23 protein-coding genes and 1 pseudogene are annotated in these 18018 nt (G+C 40.3%); 7 read left to right on the forward strand and 17 right to left on the reverse strand.

What is annotated here, in order from left to right; translation table 11 throughout:
- Positions 1 to 54 precede the first annotated feature (54 nt).
- From RRG12_RS32675 to RRG12_RS32685, 3 genes are all read left to right on the forward strand, one after another.
- On the forward strand, positions 55 to 1008 hold the full coding sequence (locus RRG12_RS32675) for a hypothetical protein (RefSeq protein ID WP_420762061.1): 954 nt from the start codon (positions 55 to 57) through the stop codon (positions 1006 to 1008).
- 389 nt (positions 1009 to 1397) lie between these two features.
- Positions 1398 to 2252 carry a DUF4394 domain-containing protein gene (locus RRG12_RS32680; protein WP_420762062.1) on the forward strand — a complete coding sequence of 285 codons (855 nt, stop codon included), beginning with the start codon at positions 1398 to 1400 and terminating at the stop codon, positions 2250 to 2252.
- A gap of 287 nt (positions 2253 to 2539) precedes the next feature.
- Positions 2540 to 2878 carry a hypothetical protein gene (locus tag RRG12_RS32685; RefSeq protein ID WP_420762063.1) on the forward strand — a complete coding sequence of 113 codons (339 nt, stop codon included), beginning with the start codon at positions 2540 to 2542 and terminating at the stop codon, positions 2876 to 2878.
- Positions 2879 to 2928: 50 nt separating this feature from the next.
- On the opposite strand, the gene RRG12_RS32690 is transcribed toward RRG12_RS32685, so the two are convergent.
- The 13 genes from RRG12_RS32690 to RRG12_RS32750 form a co-directional block, all read right to left on the reverse strand.
- On the reverse strand, positions 2929 to 3534 hold the full coding sequence (locus RRG12_RS32690) for a class I SAM-dependent methyltransferase (protein WP_420762064.1): 606 nt from the start codon (positions 3532 to 3534) through the stop codon (positions 2929 to 2931).
- Positions 3535 to 3892: 358 nt separating this feature from the next.
- Positions 3893 to 4117: a hypothetical protein gene (locus tag RRG12_RS32695; RefSeq protein ID WP_012413130.1), complete on the reverse strand. Its 225-nt coding sequence runs from the start codon at positions 4115 to 4117 to the stop codon at positions 3893 to 3895.
- A 187-nt stretch (positions 4118 to 4304) separates the two neighbouring features.
- A complete protein-coding gene (locus RRG12_RS32700; RefSeq protein ID WP_420762065.1) occupies positions 4305 to 4661 on the reverse strand; it encodes a hypothetical protein in 357 nt (118 codons plus the stop codon).
- Between the two features lie 281 nt (positions 4662 to 4942).
- Positions 4943 to 5503, reverse strand: a complete 561-nt coding sequence (locus tag RRG12_RS32705) for a WGR domain-containing protein (protein WP_420762066.1) — start codon at positions 5501 to 5503, stop codon at positions 4943 to 4945.
- Positions 5504 to 5508: 5 nt separating this feature from the next.
- Positions 5509 to 5655: a hypothetical protein gene (locus RRG12_RS32710; protein WP_420762067.1), complete on the reverse strand. Its 147-nt coding sequence runs from the start codon at positions 5653 to 5655 to the stop codon at positions 5509 to 5511.
- Positions 5656 to 5703: 48 nt separating this feature from the next.
- Entirely contained in the window at positions 5704 to 6054 is a 351-nt protein-coding gene (locus RRG12_RS32715) for a hypothetical protein (protein ID WP_420762068.1), read from the reverse strand.
- Positions 6055 to 6147: 93 nt separating this feature from the next.
- Positions 6148 to 7770 (reverse strand): AAA family ATPase, encoded by a 1623-nt coding sequence (locus tag RRG12_RS32720; RefSeq protein ID WP_420762069.1) that lies wholly within the window; start codon positions 7768 to 7770, stop codon positions 6148 to 6150.
- A complete protein-coding gene (locus tag RRG12_RS32725; protein ID WP_420762070.1) occupies positions 7767 to 8024 on the reverse strand; it encodes a hypothetical protein in 258 nt (85 codons plus the stop codon). Before RRG12_RS32725 ends, RRG12_RS32720 begins: the two co-directional genes overlap by 4 nt.
- Positions 8025 to 8065: 41 nt before the next feature.
- On the reverse strand, positions 8066 to 8275 hold the full coding sequence (locus RRG12_RS32730; RefSeq protein ID WP_420762071.1) for a DUF2997 domain-containing protein: 210 nt from the start codon (positions 8273 to 8275) through the stop codon (positions 8066 to 8068).
- Positions 8276 to 8278: 3 nt separating this feature from the next.
- Positions 8279 to 8728 carry a DUF1257 domain-containing protein gene (locus RRG12_RS32735; protein WP_420762072.1) on the reverse strand — a complete coding sequence of 150 codons (450 nt, stop codon included), beginning with the start codon at positions 8726 to 8728 and terminating at the stop codon, positions 8279 to 8281.
- Between the two features lie 133 nt (positions 8729 to 8861).
- The gene (locus RRG12_RS32740) at positions 8862 to 9935 is read right to left on the reverse strand and encodes a hypothetical protein (RefSeq protein WP_420762073.1); all 1074 of its coding nucleotides are present in this window, start codon (positions 9933 to 9935) and stop codon (positions 8862 to 8864) included.
- A 156-nt stretch (positions 9936 to 10091) separates the two neighbouring features.
- On the reverse strand, positions 10092 to 10361 hold the full coding sequence (locus tag RRG12_RS32745; protein ID WP_420762074.1) for a hypothetical protein: 270 nt from the start codon (positions 10359 to 10361) through the stop codon (positions 10092 to 10094).
- 144 nt (positions 10362 to 10505) lie between these two features.
- Complete coding sequence (locus tag RRG12_RS32750; protein ID WP_420762075.1) at positions 10506 to 10778, reverse strand: hypothetical protein; 273 nt, start codon at positions 10776 to 10778, stop codon at positions 10506 to 10508.
- Between the two features lie 252 nt (positions 10779 to 11030).
- Between RRG12_RS32750 and RRG12_RS32755 the strand changes: the two are divergent.
- Positions 11031 to 12372: pseudogene (locus RRG12_RS32755) on the forward strand (transposase).
- 167 nt (positions 12373 to 12539) lie between these two features.
- Here the strand turns inward: RRG12_RS32755 and RRG12_RS32760 are convergent.
- On the reverse strand, positions 12540 to 13025 hold the full coding sequence (locus tag RRG12_RS32760; RefSeq protein ID WP_420762076.1) for a hypothetical protein: 486 nt from the start codon (positions 13023 to 13025) through the stop codon (positions 12540 to 12542).
- Between the two features lie 193 nt (positions 13026 to 13218).
- Positions 13219 to 13494: an HU family DNA-binding protein gene (locus RRG12_RS32765; RefSeq protein WP_420762077.1), complete on the reverse strand. Its 276-nt coding sequence runs from the start codon at positions 13492 to 13494 to the stop codon at positions 13219 to 13221.
- Positions 13495 to 13800: 306 nt separating this feature from the next.
- On the opposite strand from RRG12_RS32765, the gene RRG12_RS32770 reads away from it, so the two are divergent.
- Together RRG12_RS32770 and RRG12_RS32775 are read left to right on the forward strand one after the other, a co-directional pair.
- Entirely contained in the window at positions 13801 to 14373 is a 573-nt protein-coding gene (locus RRG12_RS32770; RefSeq protein WP_420762078.1) for a dihydrofolate reductase family protein, read from the forward strand.
- Between the two features lie 350 nt (positions 14374 to 14723).
- The gene (locus RRG12_RS32775) at positions 14724 to 14912 is read left to right on the forward strand and encodes a hypothetical protein (RefSeq protein WP_012413105.1); all 189 of its coding nucleotides are present in this window, start codon (positions 14724 to 14726) and stop codon (positions 14910 to 14912) included.
- Here RRG12_RS32775 and RRG12_RS32780 read toward each other — a convergent pair.
- Positions 14909 to 15046: a hypothetical protein gene (locus RRG12_RS32780; protein ID WP_420762079.1), complete on the reverse strand. Its 138-nt coding sequence runs from the start codon at positions 15044 to 15046 to the stop codon at positions 14909 to 14911. The two genes, RRG12_RS32775 and RRG12_RS32780, sit on opposite strands and share 4 nt — an antisense overlap.
- 311 nt (positions 15047 to 15357) lie before the next feature.
- On the opposite strand from RRG12_RS32780, the gene RRG12_RS32785 reads away from it, so the two are divergent.
- Positions 15358 to 15777, forward strand: a complete 420-nt coding sequence (locus RRG12_RS32785; protein ID WP_420762080.1) for a hypothetical protein — start codon at positions 15358 to 15360, stop codon at positions 15775 to 15777.
- Between the two features lie 458 nt (positions 15778 to 16235).
- Here the strand turns inward: RRG12_RS32785 and RRG12_RS32790 are convergent, their stop codons facing one another.
- Entirely contained in the window at positions 16236 to 17597 is a 1362-nt protein-coding gene (locus RRG12_RS32790) for a transposase (protein WP_420760034.1), read from the reverse strand.
- Positions 17598 to 18018: the final 421 nt, after the last annotated feature.

Here is an 18018-nt window from a genome sequence, read left to right on the forward strand (position 1 = left end):
GCTTTGGGGTACAGTACTTTTATCTCTGCGAAGAAAATTCTATCTGAAAGCAGGTTGTTTATTTTCAAACCTGACAAGTCGATTCAGGATGGCCGGGAAACAGCTAGCTGGATGGTGAAAAATCTACATGGAAGTAGGATAAAGGATTTTTGGGAGAAAGGCAATTCTGCGTCACCAAAACCAGATGCTGAAAAACGAGAACCAAATGCTGAAATTTCAGAGAAAGATGCTGGCTGTGAAGAAATACGTGCTTCGTATAGAGCATCTATTTTAGGTGAAAGCCAGTCAGACAATGAGTTTCAGGAAACCTCACGAACTACTCAGGAACAGTTCACGAACTCTTCAAAAGAGTTCGTGAACTGTGTCTCTGACACGCTTACAGGAAATTCGCGTGAGGAGAAGACGGCGAGTGCGCCCTTGGGGGGCGCTTCGCCTCAGACTGTTAAAAGCGTGTCAGAGAAGGAGAAAGACTTGCCTGTGGCAACGGACTGCACGACGCTAGTGCTTGTGGACGCTGTACCGAGTCAATCTGCTTCGTTGTTAGCTGAAAACCAAGATTGTGAAGTTGAGCCGAAAGACTGTCATGAAGATACTTGTTCCGCCGCGTCTGTTGCCCAAAATGAATTTTCTTCCAAGGAAGCGATCGCTAATCAAACACAGGAGGAAGCAAAAGCAAGTAATCCTGCTTCTCTACGAGACGCTACGCGAACGTTGTTGGTTGAAAACTCGGTTTCGGGTGTAGAAATCAAAGCGGATCATGAGGGTGAAAGTTCCGCCGTGCCAAATCCTGAAAAGTGGTCGCATGAGGCGATTGTAGCGAGGTCAAATATGCGACCTGTAAGAAGGGAAAAACTGAATCGAGCGGCGAATTCGGGCGAGAATCCGGGGTTTGACTTTTTGCAGGAGTGTTGGAGTGATGATCCAGCGCTGGTGATAGTGATCAAGAAGCTGCTGGTGAAGTATCCGCAGTGGGGGATTGCGATTGTGGATGGGGTGTTGGTGGATTGAAAACCAGATTGATCAGTGTGAGATTACTGAAGATTTATCCGCAGATGTAAGCTAATTAATACTTGAAAATCAGAGGCTGTTTGTAAGAAGCAATAATGATTTCCTATTTTTTCAAAAACTAATATTATGCCAAATTTACAATCTTAATTTTAAAAATTTAATGATTCTATTAAAGTTGACTTTGATAGTAATCAAGTTTTTACTCTTTTTTCTTTCTGGAATAACTTGAAAGTAGGTTTAGTAGGAAAAGTAGGATGTTTTTATCAAACATCAAATTAACTCTTATTTAAGTGTAATCTGTAGTCATCAGTAACTTGAAAGACAATCTTTTTAATAAAGGATAGCTCGTTGCTGAATCAAAACTAGAAAAACTGTTCTTGGAGTTTAGGATGAAAGGTCTGCTCACACGTAAAATAGCCCTTGTAGTTGCTGTAGTCACTGCGAGTCTTGGCTTGAGTGCTAACAAAATTTCAGCTGACGTTGGGCTCACGAAATTAGCTGATATCCTTCAAATTAATGTTAAAGGCAAATGGTCTGCTTTAAGATTTATTGGTATAACCTCAAATAATACTCTTGTAAATATAGATCCGAGTGGATTTGCTAAAGCAGTTCAAGTTAAAGGAATTGACGGCAACTTACAAGGTATCGATTTCCGTCCAGCAAACGGTCTGCTTTACGGTGTCACAGATACTGACAATGTATACAGGATTAACTTCATAAGTGGTCAAGCTCAATTTGTGAGCAAACTATCTAGCAGCTTTAATGGAGGTTTTCAATCAGGGTTTGACTTCAATCCCGTACCAGATCGCTTACGCATAGTAGGCAGCAATGACCAAAATTTCCGTACCAATGTAGATACTGGTGCAGTTATTGTTGATAAACCTTTAGCCTATGCTAGTGATGATGCCAACGCCACAGTTGACTCCAACGTTACCGCTGTCGCTTACACAAATTCCGTTGCTGGAGCCACATCAACTCAATTGTTTGGCATTGACTACGATCTTGATGTATTAGTACTGCAAAACCCACCTAATGATGGCACTCTCAGAACAATCGGCAATCTTGGTGTTAATTTTGCGCCGAATAGCGGCTTTGACATCTTTACAGATGCACAAGGTAAAAATACTGCCTATGCACTGTCTGGTTCAGTTCTTTACAGTATTGATCTATCTACTGGCATTGCATCTGAAATCGCCGATGTCCCTAAAGGTACATTCATTGGTTTAGCCGTTACATCTAAGTAGCTATCCCCAAGCCCGACTTGAGTTATTGGTGGAAAAGCTCAAACGCATCTGCTCTGCACTTGATGGTTAAAATATTAATCGAAAGCAGAGCAAGCGTTTGATAAACTCTCGCTAACTGAAGCCGAACACATTACAAACTCTGACACGCAAAACGAAAATTTGCATTGCCTGTAATATTATGTCCGGTTTTAACTTTTGAGATAAATACATTTGTGTCAGGTGAAACTGCTAATATACTCGTTGTAGTTTGCATTTACGAGTGAAAACGTAAAAACACTCATTCTCAGGTGATTGTTCACTTATGGCTAAGTAGAGCAATTACCTACTTTTTATGTTTTAAAAGTGATGGGATGAGGGGGCTAGCACTGCAATCGCTAAAGCACCGTGACAAATATAATTGCAATAATCAATCCCTGTGGTTAGGGATTGATTATTGCGATCGCTCATACGGAACTGCGATCGCTTCTCTACTGGATAAACTGACCATCACTTCTATTGTTAAAGCTGCGGCTGCATATTTTTTATGCAATTGTTGCAGGGGTGATGAAGGTAAAAGTTCCGCCGCGCCTTTCCCCAATGCTGAAAAAGGGTCGCATGAGGCAATTGTAGCGCTGACTAAGCTATAAATCTTCTAGAGCCTCATTCTCAGTGAAGCTGATAAATTTGTGCAAAAAAATCAATACTTTTCTAGGATGCAAAAGAGTGCTTTGGGAAGGGGATCGAGTATCCCATGATAGACCGTTTGTTTAGCCAAACGCAGATGAAATCGTTCTTTGAATATCTGCCCAATCTCCTCTGGGCTAAAGCGGTAAGGCCCTTGTTCTCTTGTTTCCTCTTGAGAGAAGCATTTCAGTAACAGGTAGCACTTAGGCTTTAATAAGCTTGCGACTGTTTGCACGTAAGTACCATAGCTTTGGGGTGGCAGAACATGGAAGCATCCTCTGTCGAGAATCAAATCGAAAGATTGTTCCAAACGACTGTTGAGAATATCATCTTGCTGAAACGAAATTTCTAATCCCTTTTGGTTTGCCTTTGCTGCCGCCTGACGAATGGCCGCCTCTGACAAATCTGTTCCCATCGTCTGAAATCCTCGTTCGGCTAGGGCAAGCGCTTGAGTTCCCGGCCCTGTTCCCAAATCCAGCACTGAACCATTGCTCAGTTCAAGGTTAAGGAGCGCTTCTTCGACATCTGGATCTAAGCTAGGGTTGAACCAGGGCATGGTTTCAACGGCTTGTTCTTGATAGAGCGCTTCCCAGTTCGGAAATTCTCGTTCGGTCATCATTAGTTACCCTTTCTATTGAATAGGTGAATATAATAGCTACGATGTCTTCCAAAAACTCAAGTGATTAAAGTCAGCTAAATTGCTTTATGCTTTTGGCATAGTAGAGTAAACCGATTGACGTTGATGTAATACCTCAAATCATTGCCTGTTTAGCTCTAGTGTAGAAAGTCTCAAGTTTGTTCGTTAAGTGAGTAAATTACAGTTTTCATAGATTTGGACAAGCATTTCGCAATTTCCGCCACGCCCCTGAATTACAAATGTCGTCAAAAACTCTTGCTGATAGCCTTGAGGCTGGCTAATTTTCCACAGTTGAGGGATATTATCTAGTTAGGCCAGTTAACAAGATAAAAATAAATGACTAATTTTTCCAAAAATGAATAGATTGTTGCTGGCGCTTGAGCCGATAAATTCTTGCTGGATAATTATCATTACTCCATCCGGCTTCAATCTGGTGTGTGTCAATCAGATCCTGCAATCCCTTATCAAGGACGCTGTAACTACAATCAAATATGTCTTTTAATTCTCCAGCAGTTTTCTCGCCAGAACGCAGAGATTCTAAAATAGCCTGATTAATAGGATTCATAATTGCTCCACTAAAATTTACTCAGATATTAAATATAAGAATTCAACTATTCTGAATACATCTGTCTGAATAGTTAAAACATCAACAGAAATTTTCATGAATTAATCTACCAATCATATTAAATTGCTTCTCAATTATGACTTTTGAGTGATGAATTTTTATTATGAACTCTATCCTCTGGAACTGATTAGTGAGACTCGTTACCAAAAGAAGCGCTCCCAAGAAAGCTAGAAAAAGTAAACAGCATCCAACCGAAACAAATATGTTTTTGGGTTCGCCAATCGTATCTGTCTTCTACTGTAGGGATTGTTTTAGTTTCAACAATTTCTAATCCCCAATAGCCTAATGCACTTATGCCAAACAACATAGCGCTGACGATGGACAATTTAGCGATGACTTTGAGAATGTCATTGCTTAAAGTAGGCAGTGTCTGAAAGGTTTTTCTGTGACGATGATGGATAGCTAGTTCACTAGACGCTACAACCAAAACACGTCTTGGTTTTTGTTGAATGAGTTGGGAGACAACTTGTTTATTATCAGTCATGGGTCAAACCAAAGCCTGTTGGTTGTAACTAGATTAGTATCAGTAATTATATTGTAAACTTTCATCAGAATGATGTGGTTAAATTTACATAAAAGTTCCATATTCAGAAAAAATATTCTAATGGTTAAGCGATGTCATACGAAACAACCAAAAGGACAAACAAGCAATTAAGCTGAAAGTCAGTTAGAAATATCCCCCAGTGCGGTATAGGCTGGGGGATATATTTAATCAGTCCGCATCGAAGCAAGTAAATTGGCTGCAATACTTTACGACAAGCTAATTTACAAATGTCGCCAGAAATTCTTACTGATAGTCTTGAGACTGACAACTGCCGTTTCTGTTGTTGCTTCAGGGGTATGACCAACAGCCACCGCAGCAGCAAGTGGTGCAGGTGTCGCTAGCAGAGAATTGAGTAATCCCATTTGATAATCAACATCTTCTACTGAGCGATATACCCTGTATGGTTCAATTTGCATACCTAAAGGTGTTGGGACAATCTTCAGATATTGATTTAGGGCATTGATATAAGCAACTGAAAAATTTCTCTGCTCTACATAAGGACGGATAATCTCTAGTAATTCAATCGCTCTGTTGATTTCAGAAATTTCACAATTACTGTCGATTTGTGACTGACTTCTTCTGTAGCCTTTCATCATCTTTTCGGCTACCAGATTGTTGAATTTGCTAACGGCTCTCTGATGATTGCCTAATGTGTGGACTTTGGTTTGCGCTTGATAACCGACTCTGCCCCACTGCACTGTTAAGTTACCATCTTCGACAATGGCCGACCAGAACTTATTGCTGTTCTGGATAGCATCAACAAAAACTAAATAGGTTTCCATGTTGATTATTTGCTCGTAGATTGTGGATTAGATACGCCTAAAATCCTGTTTTTGAAAGTTTCAAAGCTTTCTTGGCTGGACTTAACAGTTGGTGGAACATCTTTGTTTAACAAAGAATTTTTGAAGTCTTCAAAACTTGGATATTGGCTCATGTTTTCCTCCGGTCTAATTAATTTGATTAGTAAATTAGTGTTTGGTTTTCAAACACTTCTTTTTAATTGGGCATTGCCCCATCTAATTTGATGTTGTAAAGCTTCAAGTAACGTTTCAGCTTCGTGTGTTGTTAATCCATTTAAAACAGAACAGACATCATACAAATCTTGAGGAATAGAATCAGGAATTACTAGCTCACATAAAGCATCTTCAAGGGCTGTAGAAACCTGATATTCATTTGGGGTGTACTCTTGTTGCATAACAATGTATGTAGACAAAGTTACCCGTAATAACAGTTTGGTTTCTCTATCTAACTTCTCTAAGTGTGCGCCGTAGTTATCAACGAACTGGTTGATTAAGTCTGTTTGTCCGTAATAAGTAACTAAGTCTGTTGCCATTTTCTTTGGTCTATCTAATTATTAAGAAGCTGGTGTTAATTTATAAAAAAAGTGTGATTGCCCCCATAAGATAGGGAGCAACCGCAATTAATATCAGTTCATGTTTCTGTATTTGGCAGTTCTGAGAGACTGAGTTTTCGCTGCAACCGCAGGGCTACTAGCTCGTCGTGCGGTGGATGCCCAGGACTGCATTCTTTCAACCGCCGCCGCATCCTGAATTGCAAGTGGGGTAATGGTTTGACGACAGGTTTCGAGGTCAGCAAGTGTTACCTGCTGCGGTCTACCCTCATCGAATGCCAGCAGAGCAGCTTCCGAAGCAAGGGTTTCCAGTTCTGCCCCTGAAAATTTCGCGGTGTTGGCAGCGATCGCTTCGAGGTACTCCGATTCCAGATGAATGCCAAAACGTTGTAGATGAATCCCCAGAATCTGGACTCGCTCAGGCTCCGTGGGAAGATCAACAAAGAAATTTTCGTCAAATCTTCCCTTCCTCTTTAGCTCACTTGGTAACGCAGATGGGTCATTGCAGGTAGCAACAACGAACACCCCGCATTGTGACTCGGACATGAATGTAAGGATATTGCCCAGAATCCTCTGTGAGACTCCACTAGTGTCACCAGTACCCGAAAGTGCTTTTTCTATCTCGTCCACCCATAAGACACAAGGTGCGATCGCTTCAGCTGTTTTCAAAGCCCGTTTGACATTGCCCTCAGACTCACCTACCAGACTGCCCAAGAGGGATGCAATGTCTAGTTGGAGTAGTGGTAAATTGAGAATGTTAGCAATATTCTTGGCTAATAAAGTTTTCCCAGTACCGGGTGGGCCAGCCAGCAACACACCTTTTGGTTGAGGTAGGTGTAGCTCACGCGCCTCTTGTGTGAATAGCCGCCGCCGCCGAGTCAGCCATTCGCGCAGTAGATCCAAACCGCCGAATGGGATTATCGCAGGTTTACCCAACTCAATGCCCATTTGAGACAGTAGCCGAGTTTTGTACTCGACGGCTTTGGGGATAAAGTCAGCGCCGACAACGACACCATCATTAGTTAAGTTTTCTTTGACTGTTAACCGAAGGAAGTCGCTAATCTCCTCCAGGGTTAAACCCAGTGCAGCACGAGAAAGAGTTTCAAATTCAGCATTTTCAAGCGTAACAGTAAAGGTTAATTCTTGCTCTCTAGCAGACTGTTGTAAGTCATGCAAATAAGAATTGATATGAAGTAGTATTTGGTCAATACTAGGTAAAGGAACTTCACAATAAGGAATCAATCTGACTAGAGATTCGTGTAATTGTATATTCTGACCCAGCAATACAATGCGTTTATCTGTGGGTTTTAACCTGTGGTAAAGGTTTTTTACCTTGCTTAAAATCTCCCATGATAATTGGGGTGAATTCTTAGCAATAAAGGGGTGAATATCTCCGAGGATAAATACACCATTCCCAGTGAAGTTAGCAATGTAGTCGAATACGAATAGTAGTGGATCAGCCTGTGGTGGTCTTTTGTACTCTGCAACTGGCTTAAACACCAAACCACCATCCGACGCAATCAGGCATTGTTCGAGACTGGACACACCCAGATTCCAGAAGAACACTGGACTTGATAGCTTGCTAGATGCCTCTGTAGTCAACCACTGAATAATCGTCGCTTCATCAGGAGACAGAACATCAACCGCAGCAATGGGGATTTGTGAATCGAGTGTGGAGAGAAGATTTGAGAGTTTCATTGTTTTTCAATTTGATAAGGAACTGGAGAGAGATCGTCATGAGTGTTGACCACTTTCACGATTACCTCATAGGCTTCAGCATCGCCGTCAAAAACCTCAGCCATACCATTGCGCTCTAGTTGGGCAATGGCAGAAATTAAAGCATTGAGCAGCACACACAACCCTTCAGTGTTCGCTTTGATGATCACGGGCTGACGTGCTTTCTGTTGTGCATAAACGTGAACAAATGGGTATTCTTTAGCTAATTCGTTCATGATGTTTTGGGGGGGGGAACTTGTTGATTCCCCCATGTTGATTACTGACGTAAACGTGTTTGAGTGCTGTTCGTAGTCCGAAGCTGTGGTGCTGATTCTTCTTTGAAAGTGCGATCGCTCTCGCTCACAACTCCCAAAGCGGATTCAAATGGTTGCGTAGCCGATAAACAACTCACTCCCTCGAACCCCTCCGCTTCCACTTTCACTTCACCTGTAGCGCTGTCAAAATGAATCAATATTGAGCGTTCCATAATTTATCTCCGTGCAAATTGTTTAACTTCTTGATGTCCGGCAAAAGTCAGCCGTAGGGTTTGCACGGTGCCGTTGGTTTCTTCAGCGATCGCACATTCACCAAATTTTTCTTGTAACTCGGCGGCTTTAGCGCGAACCATACGTTGTCCATAAGCCAGCATTAGTTTATTACTGAAAAAGTCTTGTCCCAACTTCGGAACTGTCTCGTAGCTGTCGTGTATCACATCGTACACACCACTTGACTGATTCCATTTGAACCCGATGTCTGCACGGGCTTTTATGGTGCGACCGGATACGATGATTTCAGCACTTTGTCCTTGAGAATCACCGTAGTATCCTTTTAGTGATTGTGCTGTTTCATGTACTTGCGGATTCAGCTTCAAATCTTGTAAAGCTTGTACCAGACATTCACGGTTAACAAGCTTGGTTTTAACAGTTGAGAAATGCGACATTTTTAGCTCCAAGGCTTTCAAATTGGTTTGAGAAATAGTAAAGGTGCTATATCCTTTTTGGGTTATTCTGGAAACTACGTATTAAATCCATTGGGATCAGTCTTGAGCGAATGCACCCGCCCAAGACTGTTTTTTACCTAAACTTGAACGACATCACGGTAGCTTTCGATAAGCCCACCTCACCAGTTGCTAGCTCTTGGAGATTGCGCTGTTCGTCTAACAACTTGATCCGAATTTCTTCCATTTTTTGCTGTAGTTGACTGCGCGTATCACTGCCCAAATTCTTAGCTTCAATCGCTGGATCGGTGACAATCGAATCCAAATGCTCCATCATCTGCTGTAAACTGCTGCCAGCTTCCGGTGAAGCGTTTGCTAGTAGCACTTGAACCTTCATCAAATGGCGTTCCATTTTCCTTTTGAACTGTATGGGTTTCCTCCCTGGTTCCCAATCAGCCAACTCTTCAAGCAACTGAGCCGCCAGTTGTTCACCGCCAGCTAAAGCAGATTCCCTTAGCCGTTGCTCCAGATTTTGGTCATACTGCTGAATGAACTTGGTAATCTGGTCAAGACATTCGGCTTGTTGCTGATTGAGTTGTTCGGACAATGCTGGGATAATCACCGGACGACCAATAACGACTTGTAAATAGTCTTCGAGGTCGATCAGAGTCGGGAATGCTCTTAACAAGTTGGCTTTAACTGACTCTTGCTTATCGTGTGCTAATTCCCAAGTGTTAAGCGAGAGGAACTGATCAATTCGCTCTTGATAATCAACAAGTCCTGCTTCGTAATCAGCTTTTAATTGATTACGCAATCCAGGGGCGATATTATCCCTGATATTGATTAACTGGTTCCAAACGAGTGGAGCTAAATCAATCGGACAAACCCAATCACCAGTATCAGCAGACATCCACTCTTGAACTGAAGCAATCTCTTGCCTCAATTGGGCAGCAGCTTCATCCAATTTCTTAAATACCTTGATACCCCGCAAACCAACTTCGGAATTAGTAACTTTAACAAGGTCTGATTCAATTTCAGAAACTTCAGCTTGTAGTACATCTGCCCATTTAGGAGCAGCCGATTTTGTACTTTTCTTTAACTGGATACGGAAGCGAATACGAGTTTTATTTAACTGTGAGAAATTGTGGCGCTCAACTACTGCATCAGTTAGGAAATTTGCAGCAATAGGATTGTCAATTGCTTGTACCATGATTATTCACCTCAATCATTATTTTTCACTTCGATTAAGCGAAGCTTTCTTTGTGACTATTTGAATGTCTTTAGTAGCCCTATAGATTACTTTTTTAGAGCTTTTTTGTAACCTAATGTGTCTTTTGATGACTGGTGGTTTATGTATGGACATGGCTCAAAATAGTTGAAGTTGCTGTGAATTATCCTGCGCCACAGGCTTTTGATAAACCATACCTTCGACTTCATAACAGCGAGTCATGAGTTTGTTTCGATTTAGCCGAAAGCTGACTTTTTTTCTTTGATTTGGCAGAGGTACAAATAGATACTGTGGATGTTGGATAGTACCTTCATCACCCAAGTATCGTGAAAGCGTACCGTCGATTTGGTAAACTTTCGATGAACTTAACAGTGTCGCGTCATACACTTTAATCAAATTTGTTTCCATCTGATTAGTATTCAAGTAGAGTGTGTGATAATCTTTTGTGGAATCGATTTTTCTCTCCAGTCAGACTGATTAAATCTAACTGGAGAGTTTTTCACGCATAATTCGTTACCTTTGCGTTAATTATTGATTGAAAGTGCCATTCGATTACAGATAGAAATGCTCAAAAATCTGATTGAGTTTTTCTTTTAATTCATCTGAAAGAGCATTAAAATCAAACTCGTCTGATTCCCAAACTTGATCCAAGCTTGTAGATTCATCAATAATGTTTGCAATCAAACAAGATTCCTTGTCATAGTTCCAGCCATTTGCTAAAAGCCACGGCAGAATTCCTTTAGATTGCAATATTTTCTCAATGTCGAACGAGTCAGAAAACTGCTGTAAGTTTTCGATACTAGGATGAACGATTGTTGTTGTCATGGGGTATTTTAAATGATTGATATACAGCCCAATAAAAAGAGGAAGAAAGGGATTCAAGAATTATTAAGTCACTCTCACAAGAAAAACTTTTTCCCTTTCCCCTTCTTCATTAGCTGTAGATAAAACTTGAGAACTAATCAAATATGCTTCCCTACTCAATACCTTAGCCAAAAAAAGAGTATGAAGAGAGAGGGCGCTCTGTAGTAGAGTTGTTGTCTTCCCAAACGACAACTCAAAAGCTACAATTCGCCCATGTTCGATATCCTATCACTGTTACAATGCCTGCTACCGCAGATAAACGCGACAACAATGCGGCAACTGAACCAAATAATTCTGGCCATGTTAGCAATGAGCGGACGAGTCAGCATGTTGGGAATATCTCGTTGGGCAGGTGGTGGTGGTAGTTATCGGACGATATTGAGATTCTTTCATACAGTAATCCCTTGGGCGACCTTGTTTTGGCTATTTTTCCGTAAGCATTTGTTCCGTGCAAATGAGGTATATTTGCTTGCAGGAGATGAAGTTGTAATCAGTAAATCAGGGAAACATACTTATGGGCTGGATAGATTTTTTTCTAGCCTGGTCAGCAAACCTATATTAGGTCTATCTTTTTTTACATTATCATTAGTAAGTGTTGAGCGAAGACACTCGTTTCCTTTTTCATTTAGAACAGGTAATCAAGAGCGATGTAGAAAAGAGTAGTGGATCGCCAAAAACAGAAATAAAACCCAAAGAAAAACGTGGACGTGGACGACCAAAAGGGAGTAAAAATAAAAACAAAACAGAAGTAATTCTAACATCGGAATTACTAAGAATTAAGAAGATGATTAATGAGTTAGTCAAATTAATAGCTAACTTTATTCCGCTAACTTACTTAGTTTTAGACGGTCATTTTGGGAACAATAATGCCTTACAAATGGTTCGGCAAGTTAATTTGCACATAATTTCCAAGTTGCGCCATGATTCGGCATTGTATATACCCTACCAACATCCTGACTCCAATAGTCGCTCTCGTCGTAAATACGGTGATAAGATTGACTACCATAACATACCTAATAAATATTTATGTAAAAGTACCATTGAAGACGATATCAAAACTGATATTTATCAATGCACTCTCCTTCACAAGGAATTTGCTCAAGCACTGAATATAGTTATTTTGGTGAAAACCAATCTCAAAACTAATGCTCACAGTCACGTCATTCTTTTTTCTAGTGACCTAAAATTGTCATCTGAGAAAATAATTGACTACTACAAACTGCGCTTTCAAATCGAGTTTAACTTCCGTGATGCCAAGCAATTTTGGGGATTGGAAGACTTTATGAACATTGGTCAAACTGCGGTGACTAATGCTGCTAATCTAGCATTCTTTATGGTGAATTTATCTCATCACCTTCTCGGTGATTTCCGTCAACACAATCCCGACTCCGGCATTATTGATCTTAAGGCTTATTACCGTGGTTTTCGATATGTTCGTGAAATGTTAAAAATGCTTCCCGAAATCCCGGAGCCTATTTTATTAACCCAGATTTTTGCCAAGCTTACTGCTTTAGGTCGCATTCATCCCGTTTCTACAGGCGTTGAACCCTCGTAAATTGGCAATGGTATTGATATAAAAAACCATAATTCTTTGACAGCCTTCTGATGATCACGTTGCGAAAGCTTATGTGGACTGAATAATAAGGTATTCAATCCACCATTGTTGAGTTGAGTTACTAATCAGAGACGATCCAGTTAAACCTTGACTCGTCGGAGTCAGCTTTACTCCTGAACCATCAACTCTTGTAACAACGCATCATTTATCCTTTGTGCCTCTGTCCCGCTACTTTCCCTAATATCAAAAGCCTGCTGCACTATGGTTTGAACTGACTTTGGTAATGATTCAAATTTTTCCGAATTGAGTATGACGAGGCGGCAACCAGGATAAGGCATAAAATCAGTAAACGGTTCCATCCCCAATGTAATAAGAGTTTTGCTAAGTTCCGCGATGGGATGATGGGACTTTTGGTTGTCCTCACTGCGATTGATTTCTGATGCCATGTAGCCGCAAAACCAACTCAAAGTGTCAATATCTTTCTGCAATGCTGCCAAAATCCCTGTTATTACTTCTTGGTTGAGCTTAACAGGCAGATTGTCAAAAATTTGGTCTAAGGCTTCTGGGTGTCGCTTGTGGCAATAACGCACCGCAGATTCAACAAGTTTATCGATTTTGGTGGGTTGGGGTTGTCCAAATCCCTTTGCACACATAGCACTGCCTCAAAATTTACGTGCTGGAAGACGCGATTTTAACAGAAACAGATTTGTTGGTACGGGAGTAATACCAGAATTGTAGTAACGTTACTCCCTAAGAAGCAGTCAAAGTTTCACAGTCGATTCGATACTTGAATTAATCGATTATGGCTTTGTATCGGATTAGATTGCCAGTGGTAAAGCCATTCATCTATGGCGCTACTTTTTCTTTAAACTGTTTCCCAGCAGAAAACGCAGGCACTTTGGTCGCTGGAATTGTCATTGGCTCATTGGTTTTCGGATTACGCCCTTCGCGTTCTGAGCGATCGCGTCGCTCGAATGACCCAAATCCGACGAGTGTTACCTTATCTCCATTCGCTACAGCCTCAGTAACAACTGACAAAAAAGCACTGATGACTTCATCAGCTTGCTTTTTTGTGACGTTGGCTTTGGCTGCTACAGCATCCACTAGTTCACCTTTGTTCATAAATCACCCTGAAGAATTGCCAGTAACGGAAATCTAGCATTACTAGCTTTTATTAGCAAAGGGGAAAAGGAATAATTTCTAGCAACATACGAAAATTAACAATGCACGGCTACTGCTGTATCGATTTGGCGCGATAGATAATCGCTATTTTGCTCCAAAACCGTCTAATTGGTGTAACAGTTTCATTTTCGATTAGGTAAACCCATCTTCATATTCGGCCACAAGAGATAGGACATTTATGCAGTACTTATGTACTATAGAAGGGGCTGAAAATAAACCTAACTCATCACAAAGGAGAATACGACAATGAGAAAATTAAAACTTCAAATACAAATGACCCTTGACGGATACATTGCCGGACTCAATGGTGAAATGGAATTTATGGCGTGGAATTGGGACGACGAATTAAAACAATATGTCAAAGATATAACTGAACCTGTTGACTGCATTATTCTTGGACGAAAACTTGCCGAAGGGTTCATTCCTTACTGGGGTAGCGTGGCTGCAAATCCTGATGACCCGGAGTTTACAGCCGGTAAGAAATTTACGGACACACACAAAGTTGTTTTTAGCAAAACGCTTGATAAGTCAGAATGGAACAATACCGTTTTAGCAAAAGGCAATCTTGTTGACGAAATCACTAAATTAAAAAAACAAGATGGTAACGACATTATCACTTATGGCGGTGCGACCTTTGTATCGGCTCTAATCAAACAAGGATTGATTGACGAATTTCATTTATTCATTAATCCAATTGCAATTGGTGACGGAATGACAATTTTTAAAGAACTTGACAGCAAACAATATCTGACATTAGTAAAAGCTACATCGTTTGACTGTGGGATTGTTGTTCTCAATTACGAACCAAAACGTGACTAAATATGAGGTGAAGGGTATTAGATGACTGTACTTACTATGAATAAATCGGAGACAATATTAATTGTCTTATATACAATTTAGTTCTCTCAAAAACTGCTCTAACTTTCGTCTAGGGCAGTTTTTTATTGTACAGTATAAACCAGATTATGAACTACAATTAATGGTGAATTTCATTGCTATTTGGTTCATCTTGGCTAGGACTGTAAAGCGCTTCTATTGAGAATATCCCACATATTTTTGCTTTGACTGATTCTATAATCACCTTTTAAGAAGAAATTGTGTGAAGCTGTAAGAGAATGAAGAATTAAATTTTCTTCTACTAATCAGTTCTAACTTACGTAATTGTAAATATGCCTTCAATTTCCTACAACCGCACCGATAGCCAGCAACCACAAAGCATTACCATTCAAGGTTATGTTGTCCGTCCCGGATTACACATTCTCACTTATGAGCAACTCAAGTTGCTACGGGAGCAAACACAGCATCATTCTCAGCTTGAACATTTAGTCAGCCAAGGTGTGATTAAGTTGACTGGTTAATAGTCGCCAGCACAAAAATCGTAACTCGCTACATCTAATTCCACTGTTGCTGGCTGTTGTTCTTCCTTTACAGCACCCAGTTCCTCAATAAAAGCGTCAATTGCCTTGGCTGCTGACTGCTTGTCTGTTTTCAACTTATCAAGAATATTTTCACGTATTGCTGAATCATCTGGTGTGACTTATTGCACAAGAGAAACAGTCTCTTATGTCGGAATAGCAACTGCCTGCACTCGCTTTGGTTTACTGTTTTTTAGTTAATGTGTCAGTTTAATTATTGTCCATTCAGTAAATACAACAAGCTTTGGGCTAAAATTACGTTGTTAGTAGGTGCAAATATCCAAATTTTAGATAATATTTCTATTGTCTAAAATCAGAAATACGAGGAAATAGTGAGCGCACTGAAATTTGGTTATTCACCAATCGTAAGATTTTAGAGGGTACTACCATGCAAAACATTTTAAAACGCGCATTCCTACCTGGCTTGATGGCTGCTACTTTAGCTGGTACTAGCTTAATCCCGGTTCAACCTGCTTCTGCTGATGACCGAGTTCTTAATAATGCAGCCATTGGAGCCGGGGCAGGTGTATTAAGTGGGGTTGTAACAAATTGTGGTTCGGTATTAGACAATGCTTTTAAAGGTGCTGCTGCTGGTGCTGCTGTTAATGCTGCCAATGGTGCAAGAAGCACCAGAGCCAGAAGAAGAAACGGACGTTTACCTGTTCAAGATATCGGTGTAGGTGCTGGTGCTGGTGTATTGGCAGGTGCAATTTCTGGTGGTTGTAGAACTACCTGGAAAAATGGTGTCAATGGTGCTGCTGCTGGTGCTGCGGTTAATTTATTAGATAAAAGACCCAGAAGAAGATGAATAAGAATTCAGAAGTCAGGATTCAGGAGTCAGCAATCTTGACGCTCCTGCGTCGCTAACGCTTCGCTATCAGTGGGGGATTCAGACCCGCCACTTTCTTGTTGACCACTAAATCTTCTCTTTCAGAGACGCTGCACGAACGATTTAGTGGGGGTCTTAAACCCAGCCCTTTCAACGCGAACAAATGAACTATATGCTCTTTTTGATAATTCAAGTTGTGAATTGCTAGAAAAAAGGCATTTTTTAGCAATTACAACGGTTCAAACTATTGAATTAGATAAATTCATACATGAATTTATTAAAGTTCAGTAATGCAATCATATATTAAGAGATTTAAGAAGCTAAAATCATGATTTTTTACAAAAAATAAATAATAAAATTTCTCTGCTTGTACCATTTTTTACATCAGGTAAGCCAGTATATTTAATCAGTTATGTAGTCGTGATTAACTGCTTTTTTTATGAATTATTGTACTGTTCTAAGAGTCGATTAGTTGAAATATGTCCCTGTTTACTATTATAAATTACTGGTAATTTCGGCTTCTTTTTTCCTCTAGTCGCTTTGACAAACTGTTTGAGATTAACACCCGTTGCCAATTGTTGTAAAAGTTGTGCGATTCTGACTATTGAAACAGTTTTGAATATCTCCCACTCCGAAGCTGGAATTGCAATCATCATTCCTCTATATGTACCTTGAATCTCATCAACTAAATAAAAATCAGATAAACCAGCTTCAATTTTTTCAACTCCATGTACACCCCCTAGAGCGGCTCTTAATGTTGCGAGTATATTGTACGCAACTAACGCCATTGAAAATGAAAATAAAGCTGCTTTTGGATAAGCTAGAGTTTGAATTTCACCGTTGAAATTTTTAGTTACTGTTTGAAATAGGCTTTCTAGAGTCCAACGATTACGATATATTTCAGCTATTTTCGCTGCTGGTACAGCGCTTGGTAAATTGCTGAAAATTGCTATTTCCCATTCTTTATCTCGCGTTGCGACAAATAACTTTACTACAACCCGCCTTAATGTTAAAGCTTTCCCTTCGTAATTTATTTCTACCTTTTGCTCAAATAATTCTCCGGTTTCTGTTGAGCCTAATGGTTTTAATTCCTCTAGTTCTTTAAATCCCATCCCCTTATGTTGTCTGATTACAAAAGATGCTTTCTTCTCTTGAATCGTAAACAAAAACTTTAATGTACAAAAATTCCTGTCTCCACACCATAAATCTTGTGGCAAAACTTTCTTTAATACTGAGTCAAATTCGGAACGTTCTTGTGCATGACCGTCTTCAATGAGAAAAATATCTGTGACTAATTTTGACAATGGTTCGAGTACTACTATCGCTTTCCCCGGTAGTGCAGATGCCGCTAGATTTCGGATTGCTTTTAGTCTGTGGTCTGTTCCTTTCAAACAAGTCCCATCTACTACTTTCATGCAATACCCTGGCAATATATTTGCTTGCTCTCCACCTACTAATTTCACTAATTCAACTAAGTCTTGTGCTGTTTCTCTTATTAATGCTTGACTTACCCCCACCTCAACACCACAAAGCTTGTTATACAATGCTGTTGTACTTACACTTAAATTCGCTGCCCTCGCTTTATAAGCTGCATGAACTGATTTCTGCATTCCACATACCACCAAGCTCATCAAATCTACAAGACTTGAAAATAGCAAATCTTGTTGGTACTGCACCTGAGCATGTCTTCTAAATAACCCATCCATCCGCTCAGATGCAAATATATGTGACATTAATGCTTGTGCCATCACGCTTACTGGACTTTCTTTTACAAATTGCTCAAAGATGGAGGACAGCATTTTTAAGCACCCTGGTACTAATATGCCAAGGATACCTTGAATTCATCTTCATAACCTATATTAGGAGCGGGTTTTAGCCTTGGCTTTAGTAGTTCATTTGTTCGCATTGAAAGGGCTGGGTCTTAAACCCCTTGATTCAGACGCTCCTGCGTCGCTAACGCTACGCTATCCGCCAGTCGCACAAAATACCCAACTGAATTCTGGCTCCTGACTCCTGAATTGTGTTTCGATAATCTGTCATTGATAACTCGTCATTTAGTCACCCAGCACGAATTATCCATAAAAATAGAAACATCAAAGTGGTATCTCTCATGCAGCAGATTGAGCTATTCCTGCGGTGCTAAACTACGCCCCCCAGTTCCAGTTTCTTAGAGGAACAAAGGGGCGATCGCTGTAGTTCATACCAAAATGAAATACTAGA

The sequence above is a fragment of the Nostoc sp. CALU 546 genome, from assembly GCF_048836525.1.

Excerpts from the sequence above, each read along its gene's own strand:
- RRG12_RS32720 (WP_420762069.1), bottom strand. The coding sequence starts at position 7,770 with ATGAAACTCTCAAATCTTCTCTCCACACTCGATTCACAAATCCCCATT.
- RRG12_RS32730 (WP_420762071.1), bottom strand. The coding sequence starts at position 8,275 with ATGGAACGCTCAATATTGATTCATTTTGACAGCGCTACAGGTGAAGTG.
- RRG12_RS32750 (WP_420762075.1), bottom strand. The coding sequence starts at position 10,778 with ATGACAACAACAATCGTTCATCCTAGTATCGAAAACTTACAGCAGTTT.
- RRG12_RS32740 (WP_420762073.1), bottom strand. The coding sequence starts at position 9,935 with ATGGTACAAGCAATTGACAATCCTATTGCTGCAAATTTCCTAACTGAT.
- RRG12_RS32690 (WP_420762064.1), bottom strand. The coding sequence starts at position 3,534 with ATGATGACCGAACGAGAATTTCCGAACTGGGAAGCGCTCTATCAAGAA.
- RRG12_RS32715 (WP_420762068.1), bottom strand. The coding sequence starts at position 6,054 with ATGGCAACAGACTTAGTTACTTATTACGGACAAACAGACTTAATCAAC.
- RRG12_RS32705 (WP_420762066.1), bottom strand. The coding sequence starts at position 5,503 with ATGGAAACCTATTTAGTTTTTGTTGATGCTATCCAGAACAGCAATAAG.
- RRG12_RS32745 (WP_420762074.1), bottom strand. The coding sequence starts at position 10,361 with ATGGAAACAAATTTGATTAAAGTGTATGACGCGACACTGTTAAGTTCA.
- RRG12_RS32760 (WP_420762076.1), bottom strand. The coding sequence starts at position 13,025 with ATGTGTGCAAAGGGATTTGGACAACCCCAACCCACCAAAATCGATAAA.
- RRG12_RS32695 (WP_012413130.1), bottom strand. The coding sequence starts at position 4,117 with ATGAATCCTATTAATCAGGCTATTTTAGAATCTCTGCGTTCTGGCGAG.
- RRG12_RS32790 (WP_420760034.1), bottom strand. The coding sequence starts at position 17,597 with ATGCTGTCCTCCATCTTTGAGCAATTTGTAAAAGAAAGTCCAGTAAGC.
- RRG12_RS32680 (WP_420762062.1), top strand. The coding sequence starts at position 1,398 with ATGAAAGGTCTGCTCACACGTAAAATAGCCCTTGTAGTTGCTGTAGTC.
- RRG12_RS32765 (WP_420762077.1), bottom strand. The coding sequence starts at position 13,494 with ATGAACAAAGGTGAACTAGTGGATGCTGTAGCAGCCAAAGCCAACGTC.
- RRG12_RS32770 (WP_420762078.1), top strand. The coding sequence starts at position 13,801 with ATGAGAAAATTAAAACTTCAAATACAAATGACCCTTGACGGATACATT.
- RRG12_RS32785 (WP_420762080.1), top strand. The coding sequence starts at position 15,358 with ATGCAAAACATTTTAAAACGCGCATTCCTACCTGGCTTGATGGCTGCT.
- RRG12_RS32775 (WP_012413105.1), top strand. The coding sequence starts at position 14,724 with ATGCCTTCAATTTCCTACAACCGCACCGATAGCCAGCAACCACAAAGC.
- RRG12_RS32700 (WP_420762065.1), bottom strand. The coding sequence starts at position 4,661 with ATGACTGATAATAAACAAGTTGTCTCCCAACTCATTCAACAAAAACCA.
- RRG12_RS32735 (WP_420762072.1), bottom strand. The coding sequence starts at position 8,728 with ATGTCGCATTTCTCAACTGTTAAAACCAAGCTTGTTAACCGTGAATGT.
- RRG12_RS32710 (WP_420762067.1), bottom strand. The coding sequence starts at position 5,655 with ATGAGCCAATATCCAAGTTTTGAAGACTTCAAAAATTCTTTGTTAAAC.
- RRG12_RS32725 (WP_420762070.1), bottom strand. The coding sequence starts at position 8,024 with ATGAACGAATTAGCTAAAGAATACCCATTTGTTCACGTTTATGCACAA.